The following is a 15538-nucleotide window of genomic DNA, read 5'->3' on the forward strand; positions in this document are numbered from 1 at the left end:
TCCGTCGTCGGCAGCGTCAGATGTGTATAAGAGACAGGCGCCTCCGGCTTCGCCTACGCCCGGTCCGCCAACCTCATCGGCGCCGACCCGGCCGCGTTCGTCGTCGGCTCGGGCGTCGTCGCCCAGACCGACGAGCTGGCGCGCGCGTCGACCGTCGACACGACCTACCGCGCTGCCGCGTCGGTGTCTCGCAACGAGCGCCGCACCGCCATCGCCGCCACCGGCCTGCGTGACGCCGCCGCCCTCGAGGCGCGCAAGAAGAAGGAGGCGGCCCGCGCGGCCGCCGAGGCCAAGGCGGCTGCCGAGCGCGCCCAGGCCGAGCGCGAGCGGCAGCAGGCCATCGCCCACGCCAAGGACGACCCGAAGGGCGCGGCTCGCGTCCTCATGGCCGACTACGGGTGGACGAGCGACGCCCAGTACAACTGCCTCGTCAACCTGTGGACCGGCGAGAGCGACTGGCGCTGGTTCGCCGAGAACCCGTCCTCGGGGGCCTACGGCATCCCGCAGTCGCTGCCGGGCCGCAAGATGGCCCAGTTCGGGGGCGACTGGCGCACCAACCCGCTGACCCAGATCAAGTGGGGGCTCTGGTACATCGACATGTCCTACGGCAACCCCTGCAACGCGTGGTCGACCTGGCAGGCCCGCTCCCCGCACTGGTACTGAGCCACTCGTACTGAGCCACTCGCAGTGCCACTGGTACTGAGCCAGACTGGCCGGACTCCACCGGCCGCGACGAGCGGCCCGCCCACCGGTGGACGCGTCAGATCTTGCGCAGCCGGACGCGGCGGACGCCGTGGTCGGCCCCCTTGGTCAGCACGAGCGTCGCCCGCGAGCGCGTCGGCTGGATGTTCTCGACGAGGTTCGGGCCGTTGATCTCGCGCCAGATCCGGTTGGCCGTCGCGACGGCTTCGGTGTCGGACAGCACCGCGTAGCGGTGGAAGTAGGAGTGCGGGTCCGAGAACGCGGTCTCGCGCAGCCGAAGGAACCGCTCGACGTACCAGCTGCGGATGTCGTCGACCCAGGCGTCGACGTAGACCGAGAAGTCGAAGAAGTCGCTGACGGCCAGGCCCGTGCCCCTCACCGGGTGCACCTCGGGCGCCTGGAGCACGTTGAGGCCCTCGATGATGAGCACGTCCGGCTGGCGCACGACGATCCGCTCGCCGGGCACGATGTCGTAGGTCAGGTGGCTGTACACGGGGGCCGACACCTCCGCGCGGCCCGACTTGATGTCGGCGACGAACCGGAGCAGGGCCCGCCGGTCGTAGGACTCGGGGAAGCCCTTGCGTCCGAGCAGCCCCCGCTCCTCGAGGGTCGCGTTCGGGAAGAGGAACCCGTCGGTCGTCACGAGCGCGACCTCCGGGGTGTCGGGCCAGCGCGCGAGCATCTCGCGAAGGACGCGGGCCGTCGTCGACTTGCCGACCGCCACCGAGCCGGCGACGCCGATGACGAAGGGTGTCCTGGCCGGCCGTTCGCCGAGGAACTCGCTCGTGACCTGGTGCAGGTGGCGGGTCGCCCCGACGTAGAAGTTGAGCAGGCGCGACAGGGGGAGGTACACCTCCTCGACCTCGTTGAGGTCGACGCGGTCACCGAGGCCCTGCAGCCGCGCGAGGTCGGTGTCGTCGAGGTTGAGCGGGTGGTTCTCGCGCAGCCGCGACCACGCGGCGCGGTCGAGCTCGACGTACGGTGAGGGGACTGGAGAACTCGGGCCCCCGGCGCCCGGGCCGGGCACGAGCGACGGCCGGCTGGTTGGCTGCGACACGCCGCCATTGTGTCGGACGTGCCCGGGTGCCGCCGCGCGGGCGAGGCAGTGGCGTGCCGACCCGTCCCCTAGGCTGGTCCCCATGTGCGGAATCGTGGGGTACGTCGGACGCGCGAACGACGGGACGGCGCTCGACGTCGTCATGGAGGGGCTCGCCCGGCTCGAGTACCGCGGCTACGACTCCGCCGGCGTCGCACTCATCGACGGCGACCACGTCGAGACCCGCAAGAAGTCGGGCAAGCTGGCCAGCCTCGCCGCCGAGATCGGGGAGCACCCGCTGCCCACGTCGACGACCGGCATCGGGCACACCCGCTGGGCCACGCACGGCGGCCCGACCGACGAGAACGCGCACCCGCACCGCGGCGGGCGCGACGGCAAGCTGGCCCTCATCCACAACGGCATCATCGAGAACTTCCACGCGCTGAAGAAGGGGCTGCTCGACGACGGGGTCACCTTCGCCAGCGAGACCGACACCGAGGTCGTCGCCCACCTCGTCGCCCGCGCCTACGACGCCGAGGGTGACCTCACGGCGGCGATGCGCACGGTGGTCGCCGACCTCGAGGGGGCGTTCACGCTCCTGGCCATCCACGCCGACCAGCCGGACGTCGTCGTCGGCGCACGCCGCAACAGCCCGCTCGTCGTGGGGCTGGGTGAGGACGCCAACTACCTCGGCTCCGACGTCGCGGCCTTCATCGGCCACACCCGCCATGCCCTCGAGCTGGCCCAGGACCAGATCGTCACGATCACCCCGGAGGGCGCGACCGTCGTCAACTTCGACGGGACCCCCGCCGAGGGCAAGGCCTACGAGGTCACGTGGGACGCCGCCGCCGCCGAGAAGGGCGGCTACGCGACCTTCATGGAGAAGGAGATCAACGACCAGCCCCATGCCGTGCGCGACACGCTCCTCGGGCGCACCGACCCCGAGGGCCGGCTCATCCTCGATGAGCTGCGGATCTCCGAGGAGCAGCTCAAGCGCGTCGACCGGATCACGATCGTCGCCTGCGGCACCGCGGCCTACGCCGGCATGACGGCGAAGTACGCCATCGAGCACTGGACGCGCATCCCGGTCGAGGTCGCCCTCGCCCACGAGTTCCGCTACTGCGACCCGATCGTCAACGAGCGCACGCTCGTCGTCTCGATCAGCCAGTCCGGCGAGACGATGGACACCCTCATGGCCGTCAAGCACGCCCGGGACCTCGGTGCCCTGACCATCTCAATCTGCAACACGCACGGCTCGACGATCCCGCGCGAGTCCGACGCCGTGCTCTACACGCACGCCGGGCCCGAGATCGCCGTGGCCTCGACCAAGGCCTTCCTCGCCCAGATCACGGCGAGCTACGTGCTCGGGCTCTACCTCGCGCAGCTGCGTGGCGGCTCGTTCGCCGACGACGCGGCCGCGGTCATGAAGGAGCTGGCCGAGGTCCCGCCCAAGATCGAGGCGCTGCTCGCGCAGATGGGCCGGGTCAAGGAGATCGCCGGCTTCATGGCCGACACCCGCTCGGTGCTCTTCCTGGGGCGCCACGTCGGCTATCCCGTCGCCATGGAGGGGGCGCTGAAGCTCAAGGAGCTCGCGTACATCCACGCCGAGGGCTTCGCGGCGGGCGAGCTCAAGCACGGCCCGATCGCGCTCATCGAGCCGGGGCAACCGGTCTTCGTCGTCGTGCCCTCGCCGACGAGCGAGCACGGCCTGCACGGCAAGGTCGTCAGCAACATCCAGGAGATCCGCGCCCGCGGCGCCCGCACCCTCGTCATCGCCGAGGAGGGCGACGACGCCGTCGAGCCGTTCGCCGACGAGGTGATCCGGGTCCCTGCCACCTCGCCGCTGCTCGCCCCGCTGCTCACCGTCGTGCCGCTGCAGGTCTTCGCGCTGTGGCTGTCCACCGCCAAGGGCCTCGACGTCGACCAGCCACGCAACCTCGCCAAGTCCGTCACGGTCGAGTGACGTGATCGTCGGGGTCGGCATCGACGTCGTCGACATCGCGCGCTTCGAGCAGACGCTCGAGCGCACGCCGGCGCTGCGCGAGCGGCTCTTCACGCCGGAGGAGCGTGGGCTCGGCATCGCCTCGCTCGCCGCGCGGTTCGCGGCCAAGGAGGCCCTGGCCAAGGCGCTCGGTGCGCCCGTCGGATTGCACTGGACCGACGCGCGCATCGTGACGAACGACGACGGCAGGCCCTCGCTCGAGATCGGCGGCACCGTGCAGGCCCGCGCGAGCGACCTCGGCGTCGACAGCTTCCACGTGTCCCTGTCCCACGACGCCGGCGTCGCGTCCGCGGTCGTCGTCGCCGAGGGCTGACCGCCCGACCGAGTCGCACAGCCGGCGGCGGCGCGCCGACCGACCTGCACCGAGGAGAGCCGATGATCCGTGCCTACGACGTGAAGACCATCCGCGCCGCCGAGCGGGCAGCCATGGCCGAGCTGCCCGAGGGCGAGCTGATGCAGCGTGCGGCGCGGGGGCTGGCCGAGGTCGCGGCCGCTCGGCTCGCCGACCACGACGGCGCCACCGTCGTCGGCCTCGTCGGCGCCGGCGCGAACGGCGGCGACACCCTTTTCGCCGTGGCCCACCTGGCCGAGGCCGGGTATCCCGCGGCCGTCGTCCTGCTGCCGTCCGGCGGCCGCGACGGCGTGCACGCCGCCGGACTGGCGGCCGCCGAGGACGCCGGCACCGTGGTCCATGTCGTGGCGCAGGACCCGGCGGGCTCCGAGCGGGCCGTGGCCGAGGCGGACGTCGTGCTCGACGGCATCGTGGGCATCGGTGGCCGGCCGGGTCTGCGTCCCGACGCCGCCCGGCTCGTCGACGCCGTGGACGACGACGCGTGGGTGCTGGCCGTCGACGTCGCGAGCGGTCTCGACCCCGACGGAGGGTGGGCCGAGCCGTCGGCCACCGCCGACGCCGGCGCTGTCGATGCCGTTGACACCGACGACGCCGACGACGCCGTGTGGGCCGACGAGACGGTGACGTTCGGCGCGCCCAAGCCGGTGCACCTGCTCCCGCCCGGCGAGGCCGCGTCGGGCCGGCTCACCGTCGTCGACATCGGCCTGGACCTCGACGGCATCGACCCGGCCGTCGAGCGGCTGACCCACGCCGACGTCGCTCGGCTGTGGCCGGTCCCGCGACAGTCCGACGACAAGTACTCGCGCGGCGTCCTCGGCGTCGTCGCGGGCGGCGAGTCCTACACCGGTGCGGCGGTGCTGTGCACGACGGCGGCCGCCGAAGCGGGCGTCGGCATGCTCCGGTACGTCGGCACCCCGACCCCGACCGCCCTCGTGCGCCAGGCCGTGCCCGAGGCGGTCACCGGCGACGGGCGCGTCCAGGCGTGGGTCCTCGGACCCGGGCTCGACGCGTCGAGCGCCGACGGCGACACGGACGCCGCTGCGGACGCCGCGGCCCAGCTCGCCGTGGCCCGTGCGGCTCTCGCGAGCGACCTGCCCGTCCTCGTCGACGCGGGTGGCCTCGACCTCGTCACCGGCCGGCGGGAGGCCCCCACGGTGCTGACGCCGCACGCGGGCGAGCTCGCCCGGCTGCTCACCCGCCTCGAGCGTCGCTCCGCCGGGACCGATGACGGAGGTTCGGACGTCGCGGCGCAACCGCCGAGCGTGGACGGTGGCGGAAGGTCCGTCACCGGCCCCGCGTCGGACGCGCCCGACGTGACGCCCGACGCGGTCCGTGCCCAGCCACTGCACCACGCACGCCGCCTCGCCGCCCTGACCGGCGCCACCGTCCTGCTCAAGGGCGCGACGACGCTCGTCGTGACGCCGGGCCGGCCGGTGCGCTCGCAGGCCGACGCCCCGCCGTGGCTCGCGACCGCCGGCGCGGGGGACGTGCTCTCCGGGATCATCGGCACGCTCCTCGCCTCCGGCCTGCGACCGCATGACGCCGCCGCGCTCGGGGCGCTCGTGCACGGCGTCACGGCCGACCGGGTGGCCCGGGGCGGCCCCCTGCGGGCGCTGGCCGTCGCCCACGGCATCCGGCCCACGGTGCGCGACCTGCTCCACCGGGGCCGCTCCGCCCCGGAGTGACGCCGGGCGTCCGGCGCGACGCCCGGTGACCCGCCGACCCGAACCGGGTGCCGAACCTGCGAGACTGCACCCGATGAGCACGACCGACACCACCGGACCCGGCGCGTCCACCGCGCCCACCGCGCCCGCAGCGCCCACCGCGACGCCGACGACCGCCGACCCCCTCGCATCGACCCACGGCACCACCGTGTGGGCCGAGGTCGACCTCGACGCGCTCGCCGCCAACGTCGCCACCCTGCGCGCGCTCGCGCCCTCCTCGGAGTTCATGGCCGTCGTCAAGGCCGACGCCTACGGTCACGGCCTGCTGCCCGTGGCGCGGACCGCGGTCGCCGCCGGTGCGACCTGGCTCGGGGCCGCCCAGTTCGCCGAGGCCTTCGCCCTGCGCGACGCCGGCCTCACGGCTCGGATGCTGACCTGGCTCAGCGTGCCGGGCAGCGACTTCGCCGGGGCCATCGCCCGCGACATCGACCTGTCCGCGTCCGCCCCGTGGGTGCTCGACGAGGTCGCGGCGGCGGCGCGGCCCCTGGGACGCGCGGCGCGGGTGCACCTCAAGGTCGACAGCGGCCTGGGCCGCGGCGGTGCGTACGGCGCCGACTGGACCACGCTCGTCGACCACGCCCGTCGCCTCGAGGCCGAGGGCGCCGTCAGCGTCGTCGGCATCTGGACCCACTTCGCGCACGCGGACGCCCCCGAGCACCCGACCGTCCTCGCCCAGCAGGAGCGCTTCTTCGAGGCCGTGGCCGAGGGGGAGCGCGCCGGTCTGCGCCCCGAGGTGCGACACCTGGCCAACTCGGCCGCCACGCTCGTGCACCCCTCCGCCCACGCCGACCTCGTGCGTCCCGGGATCGCCATGTACGGCCTGACGCCGGTGCCGCAGGTCGACGACGACTTCGGCCTGCGCCCGGTCATGACGGTCCGGGCCCGGCTCGCCCTGGTCAAGCGGCTGCCCGCGGGCCAGGGCATCAGCTACGGGCACGCGTACGCCCCCACGGTCGACACCGTCGTCGGCCTCGTGCCCGCCGGGTACGCCGACGGCATCCCGCGCAACGCGACGAACGTCGGTCCGGTGCAGGCCGGTGACCTGCGCACGACGATCGCCGGACGCGTCTGCATGGACCAGTTCGTCCTCGACCTCGGTCCCGACGCCCGGGCGCAGGCCGGTGACGTCGTGACGCTGTTCGGCGGCGGGCCGGACGAGCCGACCGCCCAGGACTGGGCCGACGCCACCGACACCATCAGCTACGAGATCGTCACCCGGCTCGGTCCACGGGTGCCCCGGATCCATGTGGGCGGACCCCACGCCGCGGGTACGTCCCCCGCCGACGGCGCGCCCGGCGCCGCCGCGACGAAGGGCGAGGCATGACCGAAGGGCAGAGGCGAAACCCGGTGCTCGGGATCGCCGCCGCCGGCCTCGGCGTGGCCGCGGGCGTCGCGGCCGGCGTCGCCGCGGGGATCGCCGCCGACCGGGCGGGCAAGCATCGTGCCGCGATGGCCGCCCTCGAGACGCCCGAGCTGCTCGACATCACCCCCGACGAGGAGCACATCGTCCTGACGAGCGACGGTGTCGCGCTGCACGTCGAGGTCGACGTGCCGGACCCGGAGGTCGCCGCCGCGGCCGCTCGCGGCACGACGCGCCACGGACGCGCCGACGAGCTGCCGACCGTCGTGCTGACGCACGGCTACTGCCTCAGCCTGCGCTGCTGGGTCTACCAGCGGCGCGCCCTCCGGGCGGCCGGCTTCCGGGTCGTCAGCTGGGACCAGCGCGGCCACGGGCGCTCGGCCGGCGGCGAGAAGGACAGCTACACCATCGACCGCATCGGGGCCGACCTGCACCAGGTCATCGCCGAGCAGGCCCCGACCGGTGACCTCGTCCTGGTCGGCCACTCGATGGGCGGCATGACGATGATGGCCCTCGCCGAGCAGGACCCGGCGCTCGTCAGCGAACGCGTCGTCGGGGCGGCCTTCGTGGCCACGAGCGCCGGCGGCCTGACGCTGGCCGCGGGCGGCCGGATGGCGACCTTCGGCCGCCTCATGCTCGAGCGGCTCGGCCCGAGCGTCCTGACGCCGCTCAGCACCCGGCCCGAGCTGTTCTCACGGATCCGGCGGGTCGGCCGCGACCTCGAGCACTTCCTCGTCGAGCAGAACTCGTTCCACTCGCCGGTGCCGCGCTCGGTCGTGCGCTACACGGCGGACATGCTCCTCGGCACGCCGCTCGACGTCGTCAACGACTACATCAAGACCTTCGACGGGTTCGACAAGCGTCCGGCCCTCGCCGCCTTCCGGCACGCCATCGTGCTCGTCTTCAACGGCCGCGAGGACATCCTGACGCCGCCCTCGCACAGCGAGCTCATCGTCGAGGCGATCCCGGGTGCCGAGCACGTCGTCGTCAACGACGCCGGCCACGTCATCATGCTCGAGCACCCCGACCTGCTGAACGCGCAGCTCGTCGCCCTCGTCGAGCAGTCGGCGCGCGCCCGCGCCGAGGAGCTCCCCGTGGAGCGCCAGCCCCGGGTGCGCCGCATCGTCACCGACATCGCCAAGACGCGCCGGCAGCGTCGCCTCGAACAGCAGGCCGACGACCTCGTCCGCCTGCAGCGCCGACGCGGCAGGCGCGGCCGGGCGGCTCGCCCGGCGCGCGAGGGCTGAGTCGTGGCGGCCACGGCGACGCTGACCTGGCGGTCGACCGAGGACACCCAGGCGTTCGGACGCCGGCTCGGGCGCCTCCTGTGCGGCGGTGACCTCCTCGTCCTCACCGGCGACCTCGGCGCCGGCAAGACGACCCTGACCCAGGGCATCGCCGAGGGGCTGGGGGTGCGCGGCCCGATCACCTCGCCGACGTTCGTCATCGCCCGGGTCCATCCCTCGCTCGTCGGTGGCCCGGCCCTCGTGCACGTCGACGCCTACCGTCTCGGCAGCGCGATCGAGCTGGACGACCTCGACCTCGACGCAGACCTCGAGGCGAGCGTCACCGTCGTCGAGTGGGGAGCCGGCCTGGCCGAGCAGCTGAGCGACGAGCGGCTCGAGCTGACGCTGACCGGTGACGACGTGCGCACGGTGCGCATCGACGGCGTCGGGTCGCGCTGGGACGCGGTGCTCGAGGACCTCGCCCACGACCCCACCGCCTCGTCATGAGTGCGGGCACGCCTCGGATAGCCTGACGCGCGTGCTCCTGCTCGCCATTGACACCTCGACGACGGCCATCACCGTCGCCCTGCACGACGGGTCGTCGGTCCTGGCCCGGGCCACGACCCTCGACGCGCGAGCCCACGCCGAGCACCTCGCCCCCGGGATCCGGTCGGTCCTCGCCGACGTGGACGCCGCACCGGCCGACGTCACGCACGTCGTCGTCGGCATCGGCCCGGGCCCGTTCACCGGGCTGCGCGTCGGGATCGTCACCGGGCGCACCTTCGGCTTCGCGCTCGGGCTGCCGGTGCGCGGACTGACGAGCCTCGACGCCATCGCGCACGAGGCGTGGCTCGGCGGGCGTCGCGGCGACCTGCTCGTCGCGACCGACGCCCGCCGCAAGGAGGTCTACGCCGCGCGGTACGCGCTGGACGACGCCGGTGCCATCCGCGTCCTCGACCCGGTCGTCGCTCGCGCGGGAGACCTCGAGCCGGACCTGCGCGGCCTGCCGGCGGCCGGACGCGGTCCGCTGCTCTACCCCGACGCGCTCCCCGGCGCCGTCGAGCCGCTCGACGTCGATGCCGGCGCGCTCGCCGACCTCGCGGTGCGACGCCTCGGAGCCGGTGGCGCGACGACGCCCGCGTCCGGTGCAGCCACCCTGCAGCTCGTCGACCCCGGCGACGGCTTCGACGGTCTCGAGCCGCTCTACCTGCGCCGCCCCGACGCCGCACCGGCCGCCCCCTCGACCAAGTCGACGCTCGGGTGAGCGCCGTGGCGACACCGGGCCCGGTCCCCGCCCAGGGCGTCATCCTGCGCGAGCTCGAGTGGACCGACCTGCCGACGCTGGCCGCGCTGGAGGAGCAGCTGTTCGCCGACGACGCGTGGTCCCCGCAGACGTGGTGGTCCGAGCTCGCCGCCCGGCCGCGCCGCGAGTACGTCGTCGCGCTCGATGCCGCGGGCGCCGTCGCCGGGTACGCCGGCCTCGACCTCGCCGGCGAGACCGCCGACGTCATGACCGTCGCCACGGCGCCGACCCACCAGGCGCGCGGCGTCGGCCGGCTCCTGCTCGAGGAGCTACTCCGACGCGCCCGCGCCCACGGCGTCGAGGCGGTCCTGCTCGAGGTGCGCGCCGACAACGACGCCGCCCGCCGCCTCTACGACCGCGCCGGGTTCGAGGTCATCTCGGTCCGCCGCCGCTACTACCAGCCCGGAGGCGTCGACGCCCTCGTCATGCGCCTCCTGCTCGGGAAGGAGACCCATGGCTGACGAGCCGCTCGTCCTCGGCATCGAGACGTCCTGCGACGAGACCGGGGTCGGGATCGTCCACGGCCAGACGCTGCTCGTCGACACCGTCGCCAGCAGCGTCGACGAGCACGCGCGCTTCGGCGGTGTCGTACCGGAGGTCGCGAGCCGCGCGCACCTCGAGGCGATGGTCCCGACGATCGAGCGCGCGTGCCGCGAGGCGGGCGTCACGCTGCGCGACCTCGACGCCATCGCGGTCACCAGCGGGCCCGGCCTCGCCGGTGCGCTCCTCGTCGGCGTCGCGTCGGCCAAGGCGCTGGCCGTCGCCCTCGACAGGCCGATCTACGGCGTCAACCACCTCGCCTCGCACGTCGCCGTCGACATCGTCGAGCACGGCCCGCTGCCCGAGCCGACGATGGCGATGCTCGTCTCGGGCGGGCACTCCTCCCTGCTGCTCGTGCCCGACGTCACGGGTGACGTCCGCTCGCTGGGTGCGACGATGGACGACGCTGCGGGGGAGGCCTTCGACAAGGTGGCCCGCGTCCTCGGGCTGCCGTTCCCGGGCGGACCGCACGTCGACCGGGTCGCGCGCGAGGGCAACCGCGTCGCCATCGACTTCCCACGCGGACTGACGACCGGGCGCGACCTCGAGCGGCACCGGTTCGACTTCTCCTTCTCGGGCCTCAAGACCGCCGTCGCACGGTGGGTCGAGACGCGTCAGCGCGCGGGGGAGGCGATACCCGTGGCCGACGTCGCGGCCAGCTTCCAGGAGGCCGTCGTCGACGTCCTGACCCGCAAGGCGCTGCTCGCGTGCAAGGACAACGACGTCGACCACCTCCTCATCGGCGGCGGCGTCGCCGCCAACTCGCGCCTGCGGGCCCTCGCCGAGGAGCGCTGCGCCAGGGCCGGGGTGACGCTGCGGGTGCCGCGTCCGGGCCTGTGCACCGACAACGGCGCGATGGTCGCAGCGCTCGGGGCGCAGATGGTGGCCAAGGGACGTGCGCCGAGCGACCTCGGGCTGCCGACCGACTCCTCGATGCCCGTCGAGGCGGTCAGCGCCTGAGAGCGGCCGCGCGCCTCGTCAGTCGCAGCGGGCCAGCCCCATCCGGACCTTGAGGTCGACGACCCGGGTCGCGGCGGCCTGCACCTTCGCCGCGAACCCGGGGTCCGCCGCGATGGCCGCCTTGAGGGCCCGGTGCATCGCGCCGACCGTCGAGGGTCGCGCGGTGAGGACGATGTCGCCGCCGGCTGCGACGAAACGCGTCGCACGCTCGCCGGTCGGCACGGCGGCGACGGCCTTCGCGGCGCCGACGTCGTCGGTGATGACGACGCCGTCGTAGCCGAGGCGGCCCCGCAGCAGGTCGGTGACCACGGCCCGGGAGAACATGGCGTTCGTCCCGGGGTCGATGCGGCTGTAGATGGCCGAGCCGACCATGACGAGGTCGGCGCCGGCGCGGATGCCCGACTCGAACGGCTCGAGGTAGGGGTCGTCCGTGGTCGTCGTGCCGTCGGTGATGCCGGTGGCGGTCACGTCGGTGTTGCCGGTGATGCGGCCGAGGCCGGGGAAGTGCTTGACGGTGGCGGCGACGTCCCCGGCCCGCATGCCACGCACGAACGCGGCGACCATCCGCGCGTTGGTGGCCGGGTCGTCGGAGAACTCGCGCCCGTACCGGCCGATCGGCTGGTTGGCGCGGCCGACCGAGTCGGGCACGGTGTCGGCGACCGGGGCGAGGTTGACGTTGACGCCGGCGGCGGCCAGCTGCCGGGCCCAGCGCGCGGCGTCGGCCTCGAGGCCCGTGGCGCCGTCCCGGGTCTGGTCGAGGGCCGAGGGGATGGTGCTGAAGCCCTCGCCCTGCAGCTGCTGCACGGCGCCGCCCTCCTGGTCGGCGGCGACGAGCAGGCCCAGCCCGGCCGTGGCGGGTCCGGCGAGCGAGGCGAGGTGGCGGGTCGTGGCCTCGACGTGGGCGGCCCCGGTGTGCCACCCGCCGAGGAGGATGACGCCGCCGAGGTGGCGGGCCTGGACGAGCGCGTCGAGGCTCGTGCGGTCCGCATCGGCGTCGAGGCCGACCATGATGAGCTGTCCGGCGCGCTGGGTCGCGCTCATCCCGTCCACGATGCGCTCGGCGCAGGACCGGGTCGGCGTCGGCGTCGGGGTGGCGGGAGTCGTGGGGGACGTCGTGGCCGGTGAGGTGGCCGGAGCGGTGGACGTGGGTGGCTGCGTCGACGCGCCGGCGGTCGTGCCTGGCGGCGTCGTGCCGGCCGGGGAGGAGGTGGCGGTCGGCCCGGGGGTCGACGAGCACGCCGCGAGGAGGCCCACCGCGGTCACCGCCACGAGGGCGCCGAGCCGTGCCCGGCCGCCTCCACGGGGTCGGCCGCGGCGGGGACGTCGGAGCGCGCGCTCGTTCACCACCCGACCCTAACGCCGACGTCCCACCGGACCCGCGTGGTGTGCGCCCACTCGCCGACGCCGGGCGGCACCGGCGCGGACGGTACGGTGCCGACGTGACCACCAGCCCCATCCCACCCGTGCCGGTCGTCCTCGACGTCGACACGGGCGTCGACGACGCCTGCGCCCTGCTGCTGGCCGCGCTGCACCCCGCCCTCGAGCTGCGGGCGGTCTCGTGCGTCGGCGGGAACGCACCGGTCGACGACGTCGTGCGCAACACGCTGCTGGTCCTGCAGACCGCGGGGCGGACCGACGTGCCGGTGGCCAGGGGTGCCGACCGGCCGCTGCTCGAGCCGGCCCTGCACGCGCGACACGTGCACGGTGAGGACGGGATGGCCGACCTCGGCTGGCCGGCCCCGACGACACGGCCCGACCCGCGGCACGGCGTCGAGCTGCTGCGCGACGTGTGCCGGGACGCGGCGGCGCAGGGACGTCCGGTAACACTCGTGCCGCTGGCACCCCTGACGAACATCGCGCTGCTGCTGCGCACCTACCCCGACGTCGTGAGCGGCATCGCCGAGATCGTCTTCATGGGCGGCGCGGCCGACGTCGGCAACGCGACGGCCTCGGCCGAGTTCAACGTCTTCCACGACCCGGAGGCCGCCGCGATCGTCCTCGACGCCGCCGCCGAGCTCGGCATCCGCGTCACCATGTACGGCCTCGACGTGTTCTACGCGCCCGTCGTGGGCCGTGCGGACTCGGCCCGGCTCGTCGCCGTGGGTGGCCGGGGCCCTGCCGAGCTCGGCGGCCGGCTCATGGAGCACCAGCGCGTCCGGCTCGGGGACGCCTCGACGATCGGCGACGCCGGGGCCGTCTGCGCCGTCATCGACCGCGGCGCCCTGCGCACCCGCACGCTCCCGATGCGGGTCGAGCTCGCCGGGACCTGGTCGCGGGGCCGCACCATCGTCGACCGCCGCGAGTGGGAGGATGCCCGCGCGCACGACCCCCACGGCGAGGCACCCGTCCGCGTCGACGTGGCGCTCGGGGTCGACGGCGAGCGCTACGCGCGCCTCTGGGTCGAGACGCTCCTCGCAGCCGAGCAGGTGGAGCAGCCGTGACGGGCCGCGTGGTCGTCCTCGGGTCGCTCAATGTCGACGTCGTGACCCGCGTCGAGCGCCACCCGCTGCCCGGCGAGACGCTGCTCGGCGAGGCCGCGGGACGGTTCGCCGGGGGCAAGGGCGGCAACCAGGCCCTCGCGGCCAGACGGGCGGGTGCCCGAGTCGTCATGGTCGGCGCGGTCGGGGCCGACGAGGCCGGCGAGGCCTACGTGGCGCGCCTGTCCGCGGCCGGTGTCGAGCCGGCCGTGACCCGGGTGCCCGACGCGCCGACCGGCACCGCGTACATCACCGTCGACGAGGCCGGCGAGAACACGATCGTCGTCGTGCCGGGCGCCAACGAGCGGGTGGCGGACGCGGCGCTCGAGGCGGTGCGGCTGGTCCCGGGCGACGTGCTGCTCTGCTCGCTCGAGGTACCTCTCGACCTCGTCGCCCGGGCTGCGCTCGCAGCGCACCGGGCGGGGGCCCGGGTCGTGCTCAACCTCGCCCCGTACGCCCCGGTGCTGCCCGATGCGGTCGCCGTCGGCGACCCCGTCGTCGTCAACGAGTCGGAGATGCGCCAGCTCGCCGACTCCGACCTCGTGCCCGGCTCGCTGCTCGTCACCTTCGGCGCGGCGGGAGCCCGGTGGGGGCTCGAGCAGGTCGACGGCCTGACCGTGCCGGCCGGGGAGGTGGTCGACACCGTCGGGGCGGGCGACGCGTTCTGCGGCGCCCTCGCCGCGGCGCTCGCGGCCGGGGCGGACGACCGTTCGGCGCTCGAGGCGGCCAACCGGGCCGGCGCCGACGCGGTGCGGTGGTCGGGGGCCCAGCCGGACGGGGCGCTCTGACCGCTTCGTACCCTTCCGGTTACGTAACCGGAGTGTTACGCTCATCGGGTGAACCGGACGTGGGAGGCGCTGACCGACCCGACGCGTCGGACCATCGTCGAGAACCTCGCGCGGGCCGAGCTGACGGCCGGTGAGGTGGCGGCGCTGTTCGACGTCGCTCGGCCCGGCGTCTCACGGCACCTGCGGGTGCTGCGCGAGGCAGGCGTCGTCGAGGCGCGGCCGGACGGCCAGCGGCGCGTCTACCGGCTCGTGCCCGGTGCGCTCGACGAGGTCGAGCAGTGGTGCCGCGACGTCCGCGCGTTCTGGGGGCAGCGGCTCGACGCCCTCGACACCGAGGTGGCCCGCGGGCAGCGGGCAGCGACGAAGGAGACGTGATGACCGAGCTGACCCGCGTGCTGGGCCGCATCGAGCAGGCGGGCGACACCGTGACCGTGGTGTTCGACCGGCACTACGCGACGACGCCCGCCGACCTGTGGCAGGCGTGCACCGACCCCGCCCGCCTGGCCCGGTGGTTCGCCCCGGTCAGCGGCGACCTGCGCGAGGGCGGCTTCTTCACGATCCACTTCGACGACGCCGACACCCCGCACTGCCGCGTCGTCTCGTGCGAGGCCCCGACGCGCCTGGTCTGGGAGTGGCCGGTCGGCGAGGTCGCCACCCTCGTCACGGTCGCGGTGACGCCGGACGGGGACGGCGCGCGCCTCGTGCTGCGCCACGCCCGCCTCGACGCCGCCCGCGTCGCGGGGTACGCCGCCGGCTGGGACACCTACGTGCGGCGCCTCGCGGCCGACCTCTCGGGCGAGGACCTGCCCGAGTGGGACGCCACCTGGACCGCCCTTCACGCCCGGTACCGGGCAGGCACCTGACGCCGACGGGTCCGTCGACCGCCGAGCTCGGCCCTGCGCTCCCTCCCCGGTCGCACCGGACGGCGCCCGCGCGATCTGCAACGACACGCCTCCGGCCGCGCGTGGACGTCTCCTCTTCGTACGCACTCCGGCGCCTCGTCGGCGTCAGGTCTCCTGGTCCGTGGCAGACCACCGACGAGGAGGCGCCAGAGGCACGGACGAACCG

Annotated in this window: 16 protein-coding genes; 14 read left to right on the plus strand and 2 right to left on the minus strand. The window is 74.8% G+C overall.

All coding sequences use genetic code 11. From position 1 onward, the window contains the following. The first annotated feature begins 183 nt into the window (after positions 1-183). Positions 184-663 carry an aggregation-promoting factor C-terminal-like domain-containing protein gene (locus tag ACR9ZK_RS10100; protein WP_481341768.1) on the plus strand — a complete coding sequence of 160 codons (480 nt, stop codon included), beginning with the start codon at positions 184-186 and terminating at the stop codon, positions 661-663. Between the two features lie 97 nt (positions 664-760). On the opposite strand, the gene coaA is transcribed toward ACR9ZK_RS10100, so the two are convergent. Continuing rightward, on the minus strand, positions 761-1759 hold the full coding sequence (gene coaA / locus ACR9ZK_RS10105; protein ID WP_481341769.1) for a type I pantothenate kinase: 999 nt from the start codon (positions 1757-1759) through the stop codon (positions 761-763). An 82-nt stretch (positions 1760-1841) separates the two neighbouring features. On the opposite strand from coaA, the gene glmS reads away from it, so the two are divergent. The 9 genes from glmS to tsaD all read left to right on the plus strand — a co-directional run bounded on the left by glmS (position 1842) and on the right by tsaD (position 11205). Beyond that, entirely contained in the window at positions 1842-3701 is a 1860-nt protein-coding gene (gene glmS / locus ACR9ZK_RS10110; protein ID WP_481341770.1) for a glutamine--fructose-6-phosphate transaminase (isomerizing), read from the plus strand. A gap of 1 nt (position 3702) precedes the next feature. Beyond that, positions 3703-4053: a holo-ACP synthase gene (locus ACR9ZK_RS10115; protein ID WP_481341771.1), complete on the plus strand. Its 351-nt coding sequence runs from the start codon at positions 3703-3705 to the stop codon at positions 4051-4053. Between the two features lie 62 nt (positions 4054-4115). Further along, positions 4116-5777, plus strand: a complete 1662-nt coding sequence (locus ACR9ZK_RS10120) for an NAD(P)H-hydrate dehydratase (protein WP_481341772.1) — start codon at positions 4116-4118, stop codon at positions 5775-5777. Positions 5778-5850: 73 nt separating this feature from the next. Further along, entirely contained in the window at positions 5851-7140 is a 1290-nt protein-coding gene (gene alr / locus ACR9ZK_RS10125; RefSeq protein ID WP_481341773.1) for an alanine racemase, read from the plus strand. After that, a complete protein-coding gene (locus ACR9ZK_RS10130; RefSeq protein WP_481341774.1) occupies positions 7137-8423 on the plus strand; it encodes an alpha/beta fold hydrolase in 1287 nt (428 codons plus the stop codon). The genes alr and ACR9ZK_RS10130 overlap by 4 nt, the downstream gene beginning before the upstream one ends. 3 nt (positions 8424-8426) lie before the next feature. Beyond that, the gene (gene tsaE / locus ACR9ZK_RS10135) at positions 8427-8909 is read left to right on the plus strand and encodes a tRNA (adenosine(37)-N6)-threonylcarbamoyltransferase complex ATPase subunit type 1 TsaE (protein WP_481341775.1); all 483 of its coding nucleotides are present in this window, start codon (positions 8427-8429) and stop codon (positions 8907-8909) included. 31 nt (positions 8910-8940) lie between these two features. After that, positions 8941-9666: a tRNA (adenosine(37)-N6)-threonylcarbamoyltransferase complex dimerization subunit type 1 TsaB gene (gene tsaB / locus ACR9ZK_RS10140; protein WP_481341776.1), complete on the plus strand. Its 726-nt coding sequence runs from the start codon at positions 8941-8943 to the stop codon at positions 9664-9666. Positions 9667-9671: 5 nt separating this feature from the next. Further along, positions 9672-10166: a ribosomal protein S18-alanine N-acetyltransferase gene (gene rimI, locus ACR9ZK_RS10145; protein ID WP_481341777.1), complete on the plus strand. Its 495-nt coding sequence runs from the start codon at positions 9672-9674 to the stop codon at positions 10164-10166. Further along, positions 10159-11205: a tRNA (adenosine(37)-N6)-threonylcarbamoyltransferase complex transferase subunit TsaD gene (tsaD, locus tag ACR9ZK_RS10150; RefSeq protein WP_481341778.1), complete on the plus strand. Its 1047-nt coding sequence runs from the start codon at positions 10159-10161 to the stop codon at positions 11203-11205. Before rimI ends, tsaD begins: the two co-directional genes overlap by 8 nt. Before the next feature lie 18 nt (positions 11206-11223). Here tsaD and ACR9ZK_RS10155 read toward each other — a convergent pair whose 3' ends face one another. Beyond that, the gene (locus tag ACR9ZK_RS10155) at positions 11224-12549 is read right to left on the minus strand and encodes a glycoside hydrolase family 3 N-terminal domain-containing protein (RefSeq protein ID WP_481341779.1); all 1326 of its coding nucleotides are present in this window, start codon (positions 12547-12549) and stop codon (positions 11224-11226) included. A gap of 95 nt (positions 12550-12644) precedes the next feature. Between ACR9ZK_RS10155 and ACR9ZK_RS10160 the strand changes: the two genes are divergently transcribed. Genes ACR9ZK_RS10160 through ACR9ZK_RS10175 form a run of 4 tightly spaced genes read left to right on the plus strand, consistent with a single transcriptional unit; the run spans position 12645 to position 15333 of the window. Next, positions 12645-13646, plus strand: coding sequence for a nucleoside hydrolase (locus ACR9ZK_RS10160; RefSeq protein WP_481341780.1), 1002 nt, complete (start codon positions 12645-12647; stop codon positions 13644-13646). Then, entirely contained in the window at positions 13643-14470 is an 828-nt protein-coding gene (locus ACR9ZK_RS10165; RefSeq protein WP_481341781.1) for a PfkB family carbohydrate kinase, read from the plus strand. Before ACR9ZK_RS10160 ends, ACR9ZK_RS10165 begins: the two co-directional genes overlap by 4 nt. Before the next feature lie 48 nt (positions 14471-14518). Next, on the plus strand, positions 14519-14845 hold the full coding sequence (locus ACR9ZK_RS10170) for an ArsR/SmtB family transcription factor (RefSeq protein ID WP_481341782.1): 327 nt from the start codon (positions 14519-14521) through the stop codon (positions 14843-14845). After that, positions 14845-15333, plus strand: a complete 489-nt coding sequence (locus ACR9ZK_RS10175; protein ID WP_481341783.1) for an SRPBCC family protein — start codon at positions 14845-14847, stop codon at positions 15331-15333. The genes ACR9ZK_RS10170 and ACR9ZK_RS10175 overlap by 1 nt, the downstream gene beginning before the upstream one ends. Positions 15334-15538: the final 205 nt, after the last annotated feature.

The sequence above is a fragment of the Monashia sp. HAY1-5C genome (assembly GCF_056755255.1).